A 16,434-nucleotide genomic window follows, 5' to 3' on the forward strand; every position below is an offset into this window, starting at 1 on the left:
CCAATATTAAAAGAACTACATAAACAACTAAAAGAAAATAAAATCAAAAAAAAATATTTAGCTTTAGTTCATGGAATTTGGCCAATAAATTTGAAATATATTTCTGCTCCTTTACTAAAAATTAAATTAAATAATGATCATATGGTTAAAATAAATAACATTTGTGGAAAATTTTCGAAAACCTATTTCAAAATAAAAACAAGATATGTCAACAATACCTTAATGTCAATTACTCCGATAACTGGACGAATGCACCAAATTCGAGTACATTCTCAATATGCAAATCATCCAATCGTATTAGATAAAAAATATGGAAAAATTAACTTAGATCATGAAATTAAAAACAATTATTCCATCCAACGATTATTACTACACGCTAGTTCTATTAGTTTTTTTCATCCAAAAAAAAAAAATATATTACTGTCACAGCACCAATAGATGAAGACTTTACAAAAATATTAAATAATCTTTCAAAAAAATATATTTAGTAAACATCGCAATGTTTCAGGATAAAAGTAATTAAACTGTAATTTATGCTTTTAATTTTATATAAAATAAATTACTATTTTAATTAGTATAATCAAAAATAAATTAATATTTGTATCAAATTTATTTAATATATCTCTGTCATAAACTAAAATCAAATATTTCTATATTTAGAATGATCAATATAAGGAAAAATTATTTGTGGCTGTTCAAAAAAATAAACCAACTCGTTCTAAACGAGGTATGCGTAGATCTCACGATCATTTATACGTCCCATTATTATCAATAGATAAAATGTCAGGAGAAACACATATTAGACACCATATCACTAAAAAAAAGTATTATAAAGGTATAAAAGTACTATAATTCTTATTTGATTAATCATACATTTTTTATGTTTAATAATAGTGCTATTTCATATAAATAACACTATTATTAATAAATTACGCAATTCATAGTATAATAGATGATGTCTTATAATTATGTTTCAGAAGTCCATATACCTTATAAACTAAATGTTGTTTAATAATAGTCTATTCTTTAAAATTTAAAAAATACTTTATTTTAAAGTAATATTTAATGTTTCTAAATAATTTGTTTTGAAATCAATTAATATTGAATTTAAAATAAAAAGTTAACATATTTTAAAATGATATAATTTAATAAAATTTAAACTGTTAAAATACTAGTTTTTAAAATACATATTTTAAAAGGAATGTTAATGCGTTTATATGCTATGTTATTTCCTGGCCAAGAAAAACAAAAAAAAAATGTATTATTATCTCTTATAAAAAAATATAAAATAATAAAACAAACTTTTGATGAATCTTCCGAATACGTTGGACATAATTTATACAAATTAGTAGACAATAGTTCACAACAAGAAATGGACAAAAGTAAATATACTAAATTAATTACATTAACAATATCAGTTGCTATGTATCGATTATGGCAACAAAAAAATAGAAATATTCCAGTAATACTGTCTGGACACAGTTTAGGTGAATATTCAGCATTAGTCTGTGCTGAATCATTAAAGTTTTGTGATGCTATAAAATTAATTATATTACGCGACAAATTTATGAAAGAATCTATGAAACATAAATTAGGAGCTATGAATGTAATAATAGGATTAAAACAATTTAAAATTGAAAAAATTTTAAAAAAATTCAATATTATAAAAGAAGTTTCAATAGCTTGCATTAATACCTATAATCAAATTGTTATTTCAGGAGAAAAATGTGCAGTTTATAAAGTAAGTTCTGCTTGTCAAAAAATTGGTGCTAAAAAAATTTTTCGTCTCTCTATAAATCCACCTTCTCATTGTATGCTAATGATAGAAGCATCGAAAAAATTATCAACAATATTAAAACATATATCATTTAAAATACCAATATTTCCAATTGTTAACAATGTTGATGTAAAATGCGAAACTTCTGCACATGCAATTCGTAGTGCACTAACTAGACAATTATATAATCCAGTTAGATGGAGTGAAATAATAACATATTTATCTAATAAATATGTCTCAATGTTTATTGAATTAGGGTTGAATAATACATTAACCAACCTTAATAAATCTACTATTGCAATTCCTTCAATTTCACCTAATAATACAGTTAACTTTTATCAAAGATTTTGAAAACTTTATAATACCTAAATGACCAATAAAAAAAAAGTAGCATTAGTCACAGGAGCTAGTCGCGGTATAGGAAAAGAAATTTCGAAAAAATTAGCAAGTAAAGGAATTATAGTAATTGGAACTGCTACATCTAACGCTGGAACGAAAATAATTAATAGTTATTTAAAAAATCATGGAACTAGTTTTATTCTTGATGTTATGAATTCTGATTCAATTAAAAACGCTATGCAAAATATTTGCAACGATTTTGAACATATTGACATATTGATCAATAATATAGGTATCGTTCAAGATAAATTGTTAGTTAATATGACATATAGCGATTGGAATAAAGTTATTGAAATTAACTTAAATTCTATTTTTCACATATCCAAACCTATTGTGAAGAAAATGATACGAAAAAAGCAAGGAAAAATCATTACAATAGGATCAATCATAGGACATATAGGAAACTATGGACAAACAAATTATTCTGCATCTAAATCCGGATTGATAGGTTTTCATAGATCTTTAGCATTAGAAGTTGCTTCTCAAGGTATTTGCGTTAATATGATAGCACCAGGTTTTATTGAGACTGATATGACAAAGAAATTAACTAAACATCAAAAATACAAATACCTTTTAAAAATACCTATGAAAAAATTTGGAAAAATTAATGAAATATCTGAAACAGTTTTATTCTTAATTTCTGATAATATTAGTTATATTACAGGTCAAGTCATACACATAAATGGAGGAATGTATATGCCATAAATTTTTTATAGTATATTTAAAATAATAATATTCGCACTTTTATTTTATTCTAAACATTTTTTGAATACTTGTACTAAATAATAAAATAGAGATTTTTATGAAAAATTTAGAAAAAAGAGTTAAAAAAATAATTTCAAAGCAATTAGGTTTAATGGAAGAAGAAGTAAAAAATACATCATCTTTAACTGAAGATTTAGGTGCAGATTCGTTAGATAATGTAGAATTAATTATGACATTAGAAGATGAATTTAACATCGAAATTCAAGATGAAGAAGCAGAAGATTTAACTACAGTACAATCTATATTAAATTTCTTAAAAAATAAGTGCCAATAATTAATGTTTAATAAAATAACAATATTAATTAACTAAATGATACATAAATTATCTTAATAAAAATATTAGCTTGGAATGTTTATCAATGTTAAATAATAAATTCATAGTTATTGAAGGAATAGAAGGATCTGGAAAAACTACTATGTGTCATTTTACAAAAAACTTGTTATTTGAATATGGTATCACCAATATAAAAAGTTTAAGAGAACCTGGAGGGACCCCTTTATCTGAAAAGATAAGATGTTTGATTAAACATTCCGTTGAAAATGAACCTATTTTTTATGAAACAGAACTATTATTAATTTATGCTGCTAGAGTTCAATTAATAAAATCAATCATTAATCCAGAGCTAAAAAAAGGCACTTGGATTATTAGCGATCGATTTACATTATCTTCATTAGCTTACCAAGGCGGAGGTAGGGGTATTGAACGAAATAAAATACTATTTTTGCAATCACTTTTTGCAAAAAATCCTATTCCTGATGTCACTTTTTATTTAGATGTTAAACCTACAATCGGAATAAAAAGAATTCAAAAAAGAAAACATTTGGATCGAATAGAAAAAAACAAACTAGATTTTTTTGTTAAAGTTAGAAAAATATATTTAACATATGTAAACAAAGATCCTAAAATTATAAAAATAAACGCTAACCATAGCTTAAATACAGTAAAAAAAAATTTTAAACTACAATTTTTTTCTTGGTTAAAAAAAGACACATGAATCTATACCCATGGCTAAAAATACATTATGAAAATATCATTTGTCAACTTATAAAACAAACAAGTAATCATGCAATTATATTAGAAACACAAAAAGGTATAGGTATTACTTTGTTAATAAAAAACATTGTATTATGGTTAATATGCCTAAATAAAAAAAAAATATTTTTTTGTAAAAAATGCCGAAACTGTCAATTGATAAATATGCAAACATATCCCGATTGGTATAATATGAAATTATTCTCTAATAAAAGTACAATAGGAATTGATACCATAAGATGGTTATGTAATCAATTGTTTCATACAACTAAACAAAATGGAAAAAAAGTAGCATATTTTTCTGATATGTCGCAATTAACACAAAATGGGACCAATGGTTTGTTAAAAGCTCTCGAAGAACCTCCTAAAAATACGTATTTTTTATTTGTAAATTACATCCCTTTTAAATTGTTACCTACACTACGCAGTAGATGTATATCATATACTATTTTACCTCCAATAGAACAAATTAGTATTGATTGGTTAAAAAAAGAAAATTTTAAAATCAAAGAAACTGTTTTTAAAACTGCATTACGTATTAACAAAGGATCACCTATTTTAGCTAAAAAATTTCTCTTAACATCGTTATGGGAAGAACGAAATACATTTTTCTATAATTTGCATTATTCTATACAAAATAATAATTTTATACACATGTTAAATAATTTTAATCTAGGTAACATAGAAAAAAAAATTTTTTGGCTATGCAGTTTATTATTTGATGCAATAAAAATAAAGTATGGAAAAAAAAATAACGTAATTAATTTAGATAAAATAAATATAATACAACTTTTTAAAAAACAATATTCCTTTGCATTACTCGATAATAGTATTAGGTCATGGATGTATTGTCATATTAAATTAACTAGTATTATTGGAATTAATACCGAATTGTTATTAACTGAACAATTGTTACGATGGGAAAAAATCCTAAAAACTAATAGTAACTAAAATATTTTAAAAAGAGAAAATATTGTTATGTTTCTTATAGACTCACATTGCCACGTTGATCTTTTAAATTATCACAGCATTCATTCAGGATTAGAAGATGTATTAGAAAAATCTATAAAAAGTAATGTTAAACTTTTACTTTCAGTATCTACATCTATTAGCAATTTCAACTATGTAAAAAATTTTATTAAAGACAATAAAAATATACTATTATCTTGTGGAATTCATCCATTGCATCTCAATAAAGATAAAGATGAAATAGAACATTTAAAAACTTTTTCCCAAAATAAAGATGTAATTGCTATAGGAGAAACTGGATTAGATTATTATTATTCAATAGATAATTCTATTTCTCAACAATTGTCATTTCGACAACATATTAACATCGCAATTAAACATAAAAAACCACTATTAATACATACTAGACATGCAATAAATGATACAATTAATATCTTAAAAGAAGAAAAAGCAGAACAGTGCATAGGAATAATTCACTCTTTTACTGAAAATCTTGAATCTGCAAGAAAATTATTAGATATGGGATTTTATATTTCTTTTTCCGGTATTATAACTTTTAAAAATTCTAGTCATATTCGACAAATTGCAAAATTCATACCTATAGACAGAATACTATTAGAAACCGATGCTCCATATCTAGCACCTATTCCTCATAGAGGGAAAGAAAACCAACCTGCTTTTTTATACGATATAGCATTAATAGTTGCTAAGTTAAAAAACATAGATATTGAAGTACTTTCCGAATATACAACACAAAACTTTATTAGATTATTTCATTTAGAATCATTTGCTTCAAAATTATTCTAAGAATTATCTTATCAAGATTGATCGTATAATATTGTGTAACTATTAATTTCTAATAATAAATATTTATATACAACAAAACATATACAACATTTCATACATGAACGTTTCATGTATAACAAATAATCTAATAGGAAATAACTATAAAGTGTTTAAAAATACCTTTTCAAACCTACAAAAAATAGGCAAATCATTAATGCTACCAGTATCTGTACTGCCAATTGCTGGAATATTATTAGGAATTGGTTCAGCACATTTTTATATTATTCCAGATATTATTTCTCATATTATGACTCAAGCAGGAGGATCAGTATTTTCTAATATGCCATTAATATTTGCTATTGGAATAGCATTGGGTTTTACAAAAAACGATGGGGTGTCAGCATTAGCTGCAGTAATTTCATATGGTATGATGATACAAACGTTTTCTATAATGATTCCAATTTTTTCTAAATATTCAATTTTAGAAATAAATAAACCAAACCTATTAGATACTGGAATATTAGGTGGAATTATAGCTGGATCTATTTCAGCATACATGTTTAATAGATTTCATCATATTCAACTTCCTGATTATCTAGGATTTTTTTCTGGAAAACGCTTTGTTCCAATTGTTTCAGGTTTGTTGGCAATTATAGTCGGTTTGATCTTATCATTTATATGGCCACCTATAGGATATATTATACAAACATTTTCTAAATGGGCAGCATATCAAAATCCTGTCCTTGCTTTTGGAATATATGGTGTAATAGAACGTGCATTAGTTCCTTTCGGATTACATCACATTTGGAATGTTCCTTTTCAGATGCAAATTGGTGAATATAGTAATTCAGCAGGACAGATATTTCATGGAGATATTGCTAGATATATGGCTGGAGATAATACAGCAGGAAAGCTATCAGGAGGATTTATATTTAAAATGTATGGTCTTCCTTCTGCTGCACTAGCAATATGGCATTGCGCTAATAAACATAATAGAAAAAAAATAGGTGGAATCATGATCTCAGGAGCACTAACTGCTTTTCTAACTGGAATCACTGAGCCAATTGAATTTTCCTTTATATTAGTTGCTCCTATATTATATTTAATTCATTCTGTTTTAGCTGGTTTAGCTTTCCCAATTTGTATTCTATTAGAAATGAGATCTGGAACTAGTTTTTCACATGGATTGATTGATTTTTTGATGCTCAGCGGAAATAGTAACAATTTATGGTTATTCCCTATTATTGGAATTTTATATGGCCTTATATATTACATTATTTTTTATGCTGCAATAAAAAAATTGAATTTAAAAACACCAGGTAGGGAAAACTATACTACTGCGTCATTATACAGAAATACAAAAGAAATTGTACCACATATAGTAATAGCTTTAGGAGGAAAAAAAAATATTACTTCCTTAGATGCATGTATAACACGATTAAGAATCACAGTAATTGATACATCTAAAATAAATGTACAACAACTCAAAGAACTTGGAGCTGCTGTAGTTATCATATCAGGTTTAGGAGTTCAAGCTGTATTTGGAACTAAATCAGATAATATAAAAACAGAAATAGACAATTATATTTTAAATGATCACTAATATGGTTTATAATATAAAATTATTTTAACTTTTAATCTGAATTTTATATATAAAAAATGAACTATAAACATTTAACAATAAATTTTAAATAAATGACCAAATATAAGGAACATTATTTTGAACAATACAAGTATATTTAGTAAAATAATAAAAGAAAACGATTTATCAAAAATAATTTATAAAGACAAATATGTAACTTCTTTCCATGATATTAAACAAATAGCTCCTATACATATATTGATTGTTTCAAATAAATTGATTAAATCTATTAATGAAATTAACAAAAGTAATAAATATATATTAGGACATATGATTTATGTAGCAACTATATTAGCTAAACAATTTAAAATTGATAAGAGTGGATATCGATTAATTATTAATTGTAATAAAGATGGAGGACAGGAAATTTTTCATTTACATTTACATTTATTAGGAGGAAAAAAATTAGGGAAAATGTTGTCTTGATATATCAGTTTAACAAAATAATTTCAAATATAATTTAAATTTAAAAATACGTTTATAAGAAACATGTTAATAAAGATTTTAAATATATTAGCATTAATATCTACGTTAATATTAAATAATTACAGTTTACTATTTAAAAAAAGTTTTATAAAAAATAACAATTATAAAAAAATTTTATTCTTTAAAAATATATTTATTGACTTATTAGAATTGAAAAAAAAACTTAAAAATGATCTATTAGATGACGTAAAAAATATTAATGTACCATTTCAAGATAATTTTTTATTTGTTAATGATATTAAAAATAATACTATTTATGAAATAAATACAAAAAAAATAAGACATATAATTATTAATTTATTTAATCAACAAACTACTTGTTTTAAGATGGTACAAGAAAATTATGTTATACAAGCAAAAAAATGCTTAAACATATCTCCTAAAGATATATTAATTAATATAAATAAAGCATTAATATTGGCTAAAAAAATAAATGTAAATTACTTAATATATAGTTCAATATATGAAAAATATAAAAAATTATATTTAAAAATACAAATGATTTTAGTAAATTCTAAAGAAATTTTTTTGGAAACTGATATATTAATAGGATCATTAAAAATTTAAAATGTTTTACATATTTATAAAATAATATGTCATAAAAGTTAATTTATATTATTAAATAATAATTTATTAAAAAAATAGTTAGAATAATAAATATAAATTATTTAATGTTTAACTTAAGCTAAAAAATAATAGTTAATTAAAAAGCTATAATTATTACAATAAATTTAAATTATATTATAATTCCGTAATGTTTGTATATATCAATTCTTCATACTGATTAAAAAATAAAAACGTAGTGTATATACGTTACGTATTTAATTTTAATTAATTATACATAAATACAATATATAAAATTATCCTATTAATATATTTTAATTGAAATCGTTCGTTATTATTTTTCGAGAAAAATGCTTCAATAGAATAGGAATTTTTTTATAAACAGGAAATGCTACTTCGTCTAAAGTACATAATAATTCATCATTATCTTTATCATAAATCAACTTATTTAAACAAATAGGACATACTAAAATATCAATAAATTCTTTTCTCATTGTAATATATCTATAAACGATTTTAAAAATATTATTTTACAGATACTATATTACATCTTGATATATATAAATTTAAAATTTTAAAGTAACAGTATATCATTACTTTGTCAATTAACTTTTTAAAAATGATACTACTTATTAAATATAATACTAATTTTAATATAGTAACTTTATTAGTAAATTAAAATATATATTTTAAATTTAAACTTTTAACTATATATCACATTAATAAAATTAAATAAATTACAAAATTTTATTTTAATAAAAAATGTAAATATAAAATATTATACGTTATTTAATTTTGACAGAACAATGATATACTTTTAACTGTGTTTTAAACGTATTTCATATTATCAAATAAAACTGTTCTTCACATTGTGCAAGAAAATCAAATATTAGAGTTATTCATAGTTCTGGGAAACGGAGATACATCTTTTATATTCTTAACGCCTATTATATATGACAAAAAACGTTCGAATCCTAATCCAAATCCTGAATGCGGAACGGTTCCATATTTTCTAAGATCTCTATACCACCAATAACTGTCTTTGTTTAATTTAAATTCTAAAAATCGTTTATCTAAAATATCTAATTTTTCCTCTCTTTCAGAACCTCCTAAAATTTCACCAATTGTAGGAACTAATAAGTCCATAGCTGCAACAGTATTTCCATTTTCATTTAATTTCATATAAAAAGCTTTAAGCGATCTAGGATAATTTATAATTATAGTTGGAAATCTAAAATGTTTTTCTACAATATATTTTTCGTGATCTGATGATAAATCCATTCCTAAAAATATTTTTTGATTAGAAAACTGAGACGATTTTTTTAAAATATCTATTACTTCTTTGTATTCTATTTTAATAAATTTTCTATTTGAAAATTCTTGCAATCTAACAACAATATTTTCATCTAAAGTATTTTTAAAAAATTCAATATCAACTTGGCACTGTTCTAATATAACGTTAACTGAATATTGTAATATATGTTCAGATAATGAAATTAAATCATTTAGTTTAGAAAAAGCTGTTTCTACTTCTAACATCCAAAACTCAGCAAGATGTCTACTAGTATTAGAATTTTCTGCTCTAAATGTTGGTCCAAAAGAATACACTTTAGACAAAGCGCATGCATAAGCTTCTAAACTTAATTGTCCAGAAACACTTAGAAAACTTTCTCTTCCAAAAAAATCTTTTTTAAAGTCTACTTTTCCATTGTTTTTCATAGGAATATTAGAAAAATCTAATGTAGACACTTTAAACATTTCACCACCACCTTCAGAATTTAATCCCGTAATAATAGGTGTTGCAATCCAGTAATATCCATACTTATCAAGAAGTTGATGTAAAGTGTGAAATAAACAATTTCTAATTCTAGATATAGCTCTAATAAAACTAGTTCTTGGTCTTAGATGAGAATACTCTCTTAAGTGTTCTAAAGAATGTTTTTTAGATGACATAGGATAAGTAGAAGGGTTTTTTATCCATCCAATAATTTTTATCTCTCTTGCATTTACTTCATATAATTGTTTTCTTCCTATTGATTTAATTAATATACCGCTAATTATAATTGAACAACCAACTGTTATTTTTATAATTTCTTCGTAATAATTAGATAAAGAACAATAAGCTACAACTTGAATTGTATGTAAATAAGATCCATCATATACGTCAATAAACGTAATTCCAGATTTTGAACTTCTTCTATTTCTTACCCATCCTTTTATTTCGATATATTTATTAGTTTTGACTGTATCATAATATATATCAGATATAGAAACTATATCCATAATCGTTCCTCTTAATAATAATTAAAAAAAATTAATCTAACGAAATTACTATCTTGAATTATACATTAAACGCTTGTTTTAAATCTTGCATAAATGATTCATTTATACAAACCATTTTACCTGGACTATCTGAAAGTTTAGCTACCGGTTTTCCATTACATTTTACTAATTTTATTACAATATTTAAAGGATTAACATTAGGAATATCACAAGTTAATTTTGTTCCTATTCCAAACATAATATTTATTTTTTTGTTAAAAAAATGAAATAAATCAGCTATATTATTAAAATTTAAATTATCTGAAAATAACAATGTTTTCTTTAAAGGATCGATTCCCAAAGATATATAATGACTAATGGCTTTTTCTCCCCATTCAAAAGGATCACCAGAATCATGTCTCAATCCTTGATAATAACTAGCTAAATTAAAATCAAAATCTTTTAAAAAAGCATCCATAGAAATGCAATCTGTAAGAGCAATACCTAACTGTGCTTTATAATATTTTAACCATATTTTTAATGCCATTTTTTGACTGTTTTTCAAAATAGGACTAATTTGTTGATGAGCTTGAAACCATTCATGAGATTGCGTACCCACTGGATTTATACCTAATATCCGAGAAATGTGATAATTACTTGATCCTACTAACCACGGAAAGGTGTTTTTTAAAAATTGAACTAGAGAAAAGTGAACATTATAAGAAAATCTTCTTCGTGTTCCAAAATCGATTATTTTAAGATTAGATAAATCTAAATCTTTAGTCATCTCATAAAAAGTAGAAATTTTTTTTTTAAGTAATTTAAAGCAATACGTGTAGTAACATTAGGTGATTCGTTTTGATGAACAATTTCACTGATTAACGCTAATAAAGGAACTTCCCATAATATTACTTCTTTCCACAATCCACGTATATGGATACATAATTTCCCATTTTTATCAAATATATTTACTTGAGAAACATTATATCTAAAATTTTTTAACCATAATAAATATTTTTTTGTAAAAAAAGGAAGTGAAGACATATAATTATATTCATCGTCAGTAAGATATAAATTAGTAGACATCATGTTAATTTGATTAATTAAAATGTTAGAATAACACCCAAACGAATTATTTCCTCTACACAAAAATTTTGCAGAAACAGTAATGTTTCTATAATAATAAAAAACTACCTGCTGCATGTGAAATTTATAAGCATCGGTATCTAAAAAAGTTGTTAATATTGAATAATCATATTTTTTCATGTCACATTATATAATTTTTTTAGTTAAAGGAGCAGTATAAACATTTTCATAGTATATTAATATTAATACATATAATATATAATTGTTTTAAAAAAACAAGTTTTAATTATATTTTTAATTATGTTATAAGATACGTTTCAAATTTTATCATATATAGCAAATGCGTATAAATATTTAGAAATACAAATAAAAACTTTATTTGTAACACATTTACTGATTTAGGTACTAAACATTGTATAATTTAATACGAAACATATTATTCAAACTTGATCCAGAAAAATCACATTCATTATTATTAAAATGTTTAAAACTAAAGTCGTATTTTCATACGAAGCGTATTAATTATAATAAATATTTATACAAACCTGTAAAACTTATGGGTTTAAATTTTAAAAATGCCTTAGGTTTAGCAGCTGGTCTAGATAAAAATGGAATATATGTTGATAGCTTTGCTAAAATGGGGTTTGGCTTTATAGAAATAGGAACTGTTACTCCAAAACCTCAAAGTGGAAATAAAATACCTCGTTTGTTTAGAATAATCCCAGCACATGCATTAATAAATCGTATGGGTTTTAATAACAGCGGAATAGATCAAATAGTATCTAATTTAAAAAAAATTTCTTTCAAAGGAGTTATAGGAGTAAATATAGGAAAAAATAAAAATACACCTATTGAAAAAGGAATCTTAGATTATATTCATTGTATGAAAAAAATTTATTATCTTTCTAGTTATATTGCTATAAATATATCATCTCCTAATACACAAAAATTACGAGAACTACAATATGGAATATTATTTGAAAAACTACTCGTTGGAATTAAACATACACAAGAAAAACTAACTAAAATATATAAAAAGCACGTTCCTATAGCAATAAAAATTTCACCTGATTTATCAGAACAAGAGATCATTCATATTTGTTATAATTTAATTAAATATGATATAGATGCTGTCATCGCAACAAATACTACATCAGATTTTTCTCTCATCAAAGGTTTACAGAATAGTACTGAGATAGGTGGATTAAGTGGCCAACCATTACAATCTAAAAGTACTAATATTATAAAGATATTAAATAGAGAATTAAAAAACAGAATTGTAATTATTGGAGTGGGCGGTATAGATTCTTTGATTTCAGCTCGAGAAAAAATACATTCAGGAGCACAATTAATTCAATTATATTCTTCACTAATATATCATGGACCAAAAATTGTAAAAAAAATAATAAAATATTTATAGATTAGTTGATCAAAAATTATTTTTCAAAACACAAAAATTAAACGTAACTTAATTATATTAAATATATATAATTAATACATGAACATTATACATAATTTGAGTTATTTTTTTAAAGATTACTAATGAAATAATACTATTCTATATATACTCCTAAATAATTATTTATACAATATGTAATTAAGCTTAATTAAAAGAAGTTATTAAAATTTATATCATTAAAATAATGTATTTTATATTGTACTTAAATTCTAATTTAAAAGAGATTTATTATGTCACTAGTTTACATGCAAAATGCTAGTTTTTTACTTAACAAAAACGAATTATTACATAATGTAAATTTTACAATTAATAAAAAAGAGCGAATTTGTCTAGTCGGAAACAATGGAACAGGAAAATCGACTTTTCTAAATATTATTATGAAAAAAGAACCACTAGATCATGGTCTTATTATATATAAAAAAAATATAAAGATAAAATATTTAGAACAAACTATCATAAATAATGATAGCTGCTCTATTTACGATTTTATTTGTGATGGAATTGGACAAGAATCTAAATATTTAAAAAATTATTTCCATATTTTAAATAATTTCAAATCTATTACATCTTCTAACAATTTAATACTACTAAATAGTCTAGAAGAAATTTTTGACAAAAAAAAACTATGGAAAAAAAAAGAGAAGATCGATAACATTATAAAAATGCTTGATTTAAAAAATCATTCTTTGTTATCCTCTCTTTCTGCAGGATGTTTAAGAAAAATAGAAATAGGAAAGATATTAGTAAGCGAACCTAACTTAATTATATTAGATGAACCTACAAACTATTTAGACCTCGCTACCATTAATTGGTTAGAAGAATTTTTAATACAGAATTCGGTAAGCGTATTGTTTGTTTCTCATGATCGATCTTTCATAAATAATATATCTACTAGAATTATTAATTTAAATTCTGGAAATATAATTTCATGGTCAGGAAACTATGATTCTTTCTTAAATAATCAATTTAATAATAAATGTAAAATTGAAATTGATAAAACAAAATTTAATAAAAAATTAGAACAAGAAAAACGATGGACTAACAGTGGAACAAAAGCACGTACCACTAAAAATATAAGTCGAATTAAACGATTCAAACACATGATGAATATTAAAAATCTTGAACAAAAACCTGAAAAAAGAATAAAAATCTTAATTAATGAAAATCATTACTCAGGAAATATCTTGTTTAAATTAGAAAAAGTGTGTTTTCGATTTAATGAATTTCCCTTAATAAATGATTTTTCCGATACTGTTAAAAAAGGTGAAAAAATTGCATTAATTGGAACAAACGGAAGTGGTAAAACTACACTATTAAAATTAATAATTGGAAAATTAAAACTAAATAGTGGAAATATTTATTCTAATCCAAACATTAAATTTGCTTATTTTGATCAAACAAGAACTCAAATTAGACTTGAAGAAACTGTATTAAATAATTTAATATACGAAAAAGAAGAAATTTACATTAACAATAAAAAATACCACAAACTAAAATATCTAGAAAATTTCCTATTTTCTAAAAATAAGGTAAAGTTGAAAGCCAAAGCATTGTCAGGTGGAGAAAGAAATAAATTGCTATTAGCTAAACTATTTTTAAAAGAAAGTAACGTATTAATATTGGATGAACCAACTAATGATTTAGATTTAGAGTCATTACAAGCTTTAGAAATTGCGCTAAAACAATACAAGGGCATTATATTATTAATTAGCCATGATAAGACATTTATACAAAATATTGTTAATAAGTATTGGAGTTTCGAAAAAAATGGATGTATTAAAAAATATTTAACTTTTCCAAGCATAAAAAAACTCACAAGTACTGTATTATCTTCTCATTACGAGATTAATTCAAAACATAAAAAAAATAAATTAATATCTAAAATATTAAATAATAATTTAAAAAAGGAACTAAAAAATATGCCGAATGTAATAGAAAAAATAGAATCTAATATTGCAAAATTACAAAAAGAAATAAACACTTCAAATTTTTTTCATTCATCGTTACATAATCAAAAAAAAACATTACATGAATTAAAAAACGAAGAAGCAAATTTAGATAAGCAATTTTCAAGATGGGAATATTTAGAATCATATAAAAAATAGATAAATTAAATTTATATGTTAACTATATACCGTTTTATAGTTTTAGACTTACTAATGTAAGTATTATTTCTAATCTAATTAAATTAAAATATACAATAATAAATTTATATAGCAATACTTTGATTTACAAAAATATTTTTATATTTAAGATAATTAACAGTTGTCATACATTGCTTAGAACAACAATTATTAAACTTGTTAGAACATTCAATACACTGAATAAATAAATTATGACAAGTATTATTATAACAATTTTTATAAACATCACAAATCTGGTTACATTGACAACACTTTGATAAAATATCAGTTGATACTGTTTCACTAATTCTTGCATCAAAAACAAAATTTTTTCCTTTAAACAAAATGGGTAAATTATTCTTTTTAGCATCATTTACATATCCTAGTATTCCTCCTTTTATTTGATAAATATATTTAAATCCATTGTATATCATCCAAGATGAGGTTTTTTCACACCGAATACCTCCAGTACAATAAAGTACGATTCTTTTGTTTTTTTCATCACCTAAAACATTCATAATATTTTTTAGTTGTTTTTTAAAGGTATCTACTGGAATATTCAAAGCCTTTTCAAAATGTCCAATTTTATACTCATAATGATTTCGTACGTCTAAAAATATTACGTCAACTTTATTTAACATATTATTAACATCAATAGCTTTTAAATATGTTCCAACATATTTCAAGTCATAGTTTTGTGTACATAAACCATCAGCAATAATTGTATTTCGTACTTTCATCCGTAATACCCAAAAAGATTTTCTAGTATCTAATGCTTGATTGATGTATACGTTATTTAGTTCTGGAGAATAAGTATAAATAAAATTTTTTAAAATATCATATTTTTTAATAGGAACACTTATTTGTGCATTAACACCCTCTTTAGCTATGTATACTCTACCAAATATATCTAAACTACAGAAACTAATATACCAATCATCTCTAAATTTTTGTGTATTATTAATAGTAAAATATTTATAAAAAGAAATTGTAATTCGTGGAATGTTATCAAATAACAGTTTATATTTTAGTGTCTTATTAGAAATACGATTATGTAGTATAATCATAATTAAAATATCTCCG

The 16,434-nt window shown here is 23.3% G+C and carries 16 protein-coding genes and 1 pseudogene; 13 read left to right on the top strand and 4 right to left on the bottom strand.

Annotation, left to right across the window (positions count from 1 at the left end):
- The 11 genes from D9V73_RS01600 to D9V73_RS01650 form a co-directional block, all read left to right on the top strand.
- Positions 1-438, top strand: a 438-nt coding sequence (locus D9V73_RS01600) for a pseudouridine synthase (RefSeq protein WP_261979140.1), incomplete at its 5' end; no start/stop codon positions are given.
- 249 nt (positions 439-687) lie between these two features.
- Positions 688-852 (top strand): 50S ribosomal protein L32, encoded by a 165-nt coding sequence (rpmF, locus tag D9V73_RS01605; RefSeq protein WP_158336536.1) that lies wholly within the window; start codon positions 688-690, stop codon positions 850-852.
- Between the two features lie 355 nt (positions 853-1,207).
- Positions 1,208-2,128 carry an ACP S-malonyltransferase gene (locus tag D9V73_RS01610; protein WP_187307816.1) on the top strand — a complete coding sequence of 307 codons (921 nt, stop codon included), beginning with the start codon at positions 1,208-1,210 and terminating at the stop codon, positions 2,126-2,128.
- Positions 2,129-2,146: 18 nt separating this feature from the next.
- Positions 2,147-2,881 (top strand): 3-oxoacyl-[acyl-carrier-protein] reductase, encoded by a 735-nt coding sequence (fabG, locus tag D9V73_RS01615; RefSeq protein ID WP_158336538.1) that lies wholly within the window; start codon positions 2,147-2,149, stop codon positions 2,879-2,881.
- A gap of 97 nt (positions 2,882-2,978) precedes the next feature.
- Positions 2,979-3,215, top strand: coding sequence for an acyl carrier protein (gene acpP / locus D9V73_RS01620; RefSeq protein ID WP_158336540.1), 237 nt, complete (start codon positions 2,979-2,981; stop codon positions 3,213-3,215).
- A gap of 85 nt (positions 3,216-3,300) precedes the next feature.
- On the top strand, positions 3,301-3,936 hold the full coding sequence (gene tmk / locus D9V73_RS01625) for a dTMP kinase (protein ID WP_158336542.1): 636 nt from the start codon (positions 3,301-3,303) through the stop codon (positions 3,934-3,936).
- Positions 3,933-4,925: a DNA polymerase III subunit delta' C-terminal domain-containing protein gene (locus D9V73_RS01630; RefSeq protein WP_158336544.1), complete on the top strand. Its 993-nt coding sequence runs from the start codon at positions 3,933-3,935 to the stop codon at positions 4,923-4,925. Before tmk ends, D9V73_RS01630 begins: the two co-directional genes overlap by 4 nt.
- Before the next feature lie 27 nt (positions 4,926-4,952).
- The gene (locus D9V73_RS01635; protein ID WP_158336546.1) at positions 4,953-5,750 is read left to right on the top strand and encodes a YchF/TatD family DNA exonuclease; all 798 of its coding nucleotides are present in this window, start codon (positions 4,953-4,955) and stop codon (positions 5,748-5,750) included.
- Between the two features lie 145 nt (positions 5,751-5,895).
- A complete protein-coding gene (gene ptsG / locus D9V73_RS01640) occupies positions 5,896-7,332 on the top strand; it encodes a PTS glucose transporter subunit IIBC (protein WP_158336548.1) in 1,437 nt (478 codons plus the stop codon).
- Between the two features lie 117 nt (positions 7,333-7,449).
- Positions 7,450-7,797: a histidine triad nucleotide-binding protein gene (locus D9V73_RS01645; protein WP_158336550.1), complete on the top strand. Its 348-nt coding sequence runs from the start codon at positions 7,450-7,452 to the stop codon at positions 7,795-7,797.
- Between the two features lie 63 nt (positions 7,798-7,860).
- Positions 7,861-8,424 (top strand): hypothetical protein, encoded by a 564-nt coding sequence (locus tag D9V73_RS01650; RefSeq protein ID WP_158336552.1) that lies wholly within the window; start codon positions 7,861-7,863, stop codon positions 8,422-8,424.
- A gap of 311 nt (positions 8,425-8,735) precedes the next feature.
- On the opposite strand, the gene D9V73_RS01655 is transcribed toward D9V73_RS01650, so the two are convergent.
- The 3 genes and pseudogenes from D9V73_RS01655 to pncB all read right to left on the bottom strand — a co-directional run bounded on the left by D9V73_RS01655 (position 8,736) and on the right by pncB (position 11,949).
- Positions 8,736-8,915, bottom strand: coding sequence for a Trm112 family protein (locus D9V73_RS01655; protein WP_158336553.1), 180 nt, complete (start codon positions 8,913-8,915; stop codon positions 8,736-8,738).
- Positions 8,916-9,303: 388 nt separating this feature from the next.
- Positions 9,304-10,704 (bottom strand): asparagine--tRNA ligase, encoded by a 1,401-nt coding sequence (gene asnS / locus D9V73_RS01660; RefSeq protein ID WP_158336554.1) that lies wholly within the window; start codon positions 10,702-10,704, stop codon positions 9,304-9,306.
- Positions 10,705-10,762: 58 nt separating this feature from the next.
- A pseudogene (gene pncB, locus D9V73_RS01665) lies at positions 10,763-11,949 on the bottom strand (nicotinate phosphoribosyltransferase).
- A gap of 232 nt (positions 11,950-12,181) precedes the next feature.
- Between pncB and pyrD the strand changes: the two are divergent.
- Together pyrD and D9V73_RS01675 are read left to right on the top strand one after the other, a co-directional pair.
- The gene (gene pyrD, locus D9V73_RS01670) at positions 12,182-13,189 is read left to right on the top strand and encodes a quinone-dependent dihydroorotate dehydrogenase (protein ID WP_158336555.1); all 1,008 of its coding nucleotides are present in this window, start codon (positions 12,182-12,184) and stop codon (positions 13,187-13,189) included.
- A gap of 269 nt (positions 13,190-13,458) precedes the next feature.
- Positions 13,459-15,333 (top strand): ATP-binding cassette domain-containing protein, encoded by a 1,875-nt coding sequence (locus D9V73_RS01675; protein WP_158336556.1) that lies wholly within the window; start codon positions 13,459-13,461, stop codon positions 15,331-15,333.
- A 104-nt stretch (positions 15,334-15,437) separates the two neighbouring features.
- On the opposite strand, the gene D9V73_RS01680 is transcribed toward D9V73_RS01675, so the two are convergent.
- Positions 15,438-16,418, bottom strand: coding sequence for a rhodanese-related sulfurtransferase (locus D9V73_RS01680; protein ID WP_158336557.1), 981 nt, complete (start codon positions 16,416-16,418; stop codon positions 15,438-15,440).
- Between the last annotated feature and the right edge of the window lie 16 nt (positions 16,419-16,434).

The organism is Buchnera aphidicola (Melaphis rhois) (genome assembly GCF_005080745.1).
In the GTDB taxonomy this organism is placed as follows: Bacteria; Pseudomonadota; Gammaproteobacteria; order Enterobacterales; family Enterobacteriaceae; genus Buchnera_B; species Buchnera_B aphidicola_AT.

Bases quoted from the DNA above. Each gene is read 5' to 3' on its own strand.
- fabG (WP_158336538.1), top strand. From the start codon at position 2,147: ATGACCAATAAAAAAAAAGTAGCATTAGTCACAGGAGCTAGTCGCGGT.
- D9V73_RS01650 (WP_158336552.1), top strand. From the start codon at position 7,861: ATGTTAATAAAGATTTTAAATATATTAGCATTAATATCTACGTTAATA.
- D9V73_RS01630 (WP_158336544.1), top strand. From the start codon at position 3,933: ATGAATCTATACCCATGGCTAAAAATACATTATGAAAATATCATTTGT.
- D9V73_RS01635 (WP_158336546.1), top strand. From the start codon at position 4,953: ATGTTTCTTATAGACTCACATTGCCACGTTGATCTTTTAAATTATCAC.
- acpP (WP_158336540.1), top strand. From the start codon at position 2,979: ATGAAAAATTTAGAAAAAAGAGTTAAAAAAATAATTTCAAAGCAATTA.
- D9V73_RS01610 (WP_187307816.1), top strand. From the start codon at position 1,208: ATGCGTTTATATGCTATGTTATTTCCTGGCCAAGAAAAACAAAAAAAA.
- D9V73_RS01680 (WP_158336557.1), bottom strand. From the start codon at position 16,418: ATGATTATACTACATAATCGTATTTCTAATAAGACACTAAAATATAAA.
- asnS (WP_158336554.1), bottom strand. From the start codon at position 10,704: ATGGATATAGTTTCTATATCTGATATATATTATGATACAGTCAAAACT.
- D9V73_RS01675 (WP_158336556.1), top strand. From the start codon at position 13,459: ATGTCACTAGTTTACATGCAAAATGCTAGTTTTTTACTTAACAAAAAC.
- D9V73_RS01655 (WP_158336553.1), bottom strand. From the start codon at position 8,915: ATGAGAAAAGAATTTATTGATATTTTAGTATGTCCTATTTGTTTAAAT.
- tmk (WP_158336542.1), top strand. From the start codon at position 3,301: ATGTTAAATAATAAATTCATAGTTATTGAAGGAATAGAAGGATCTGGA.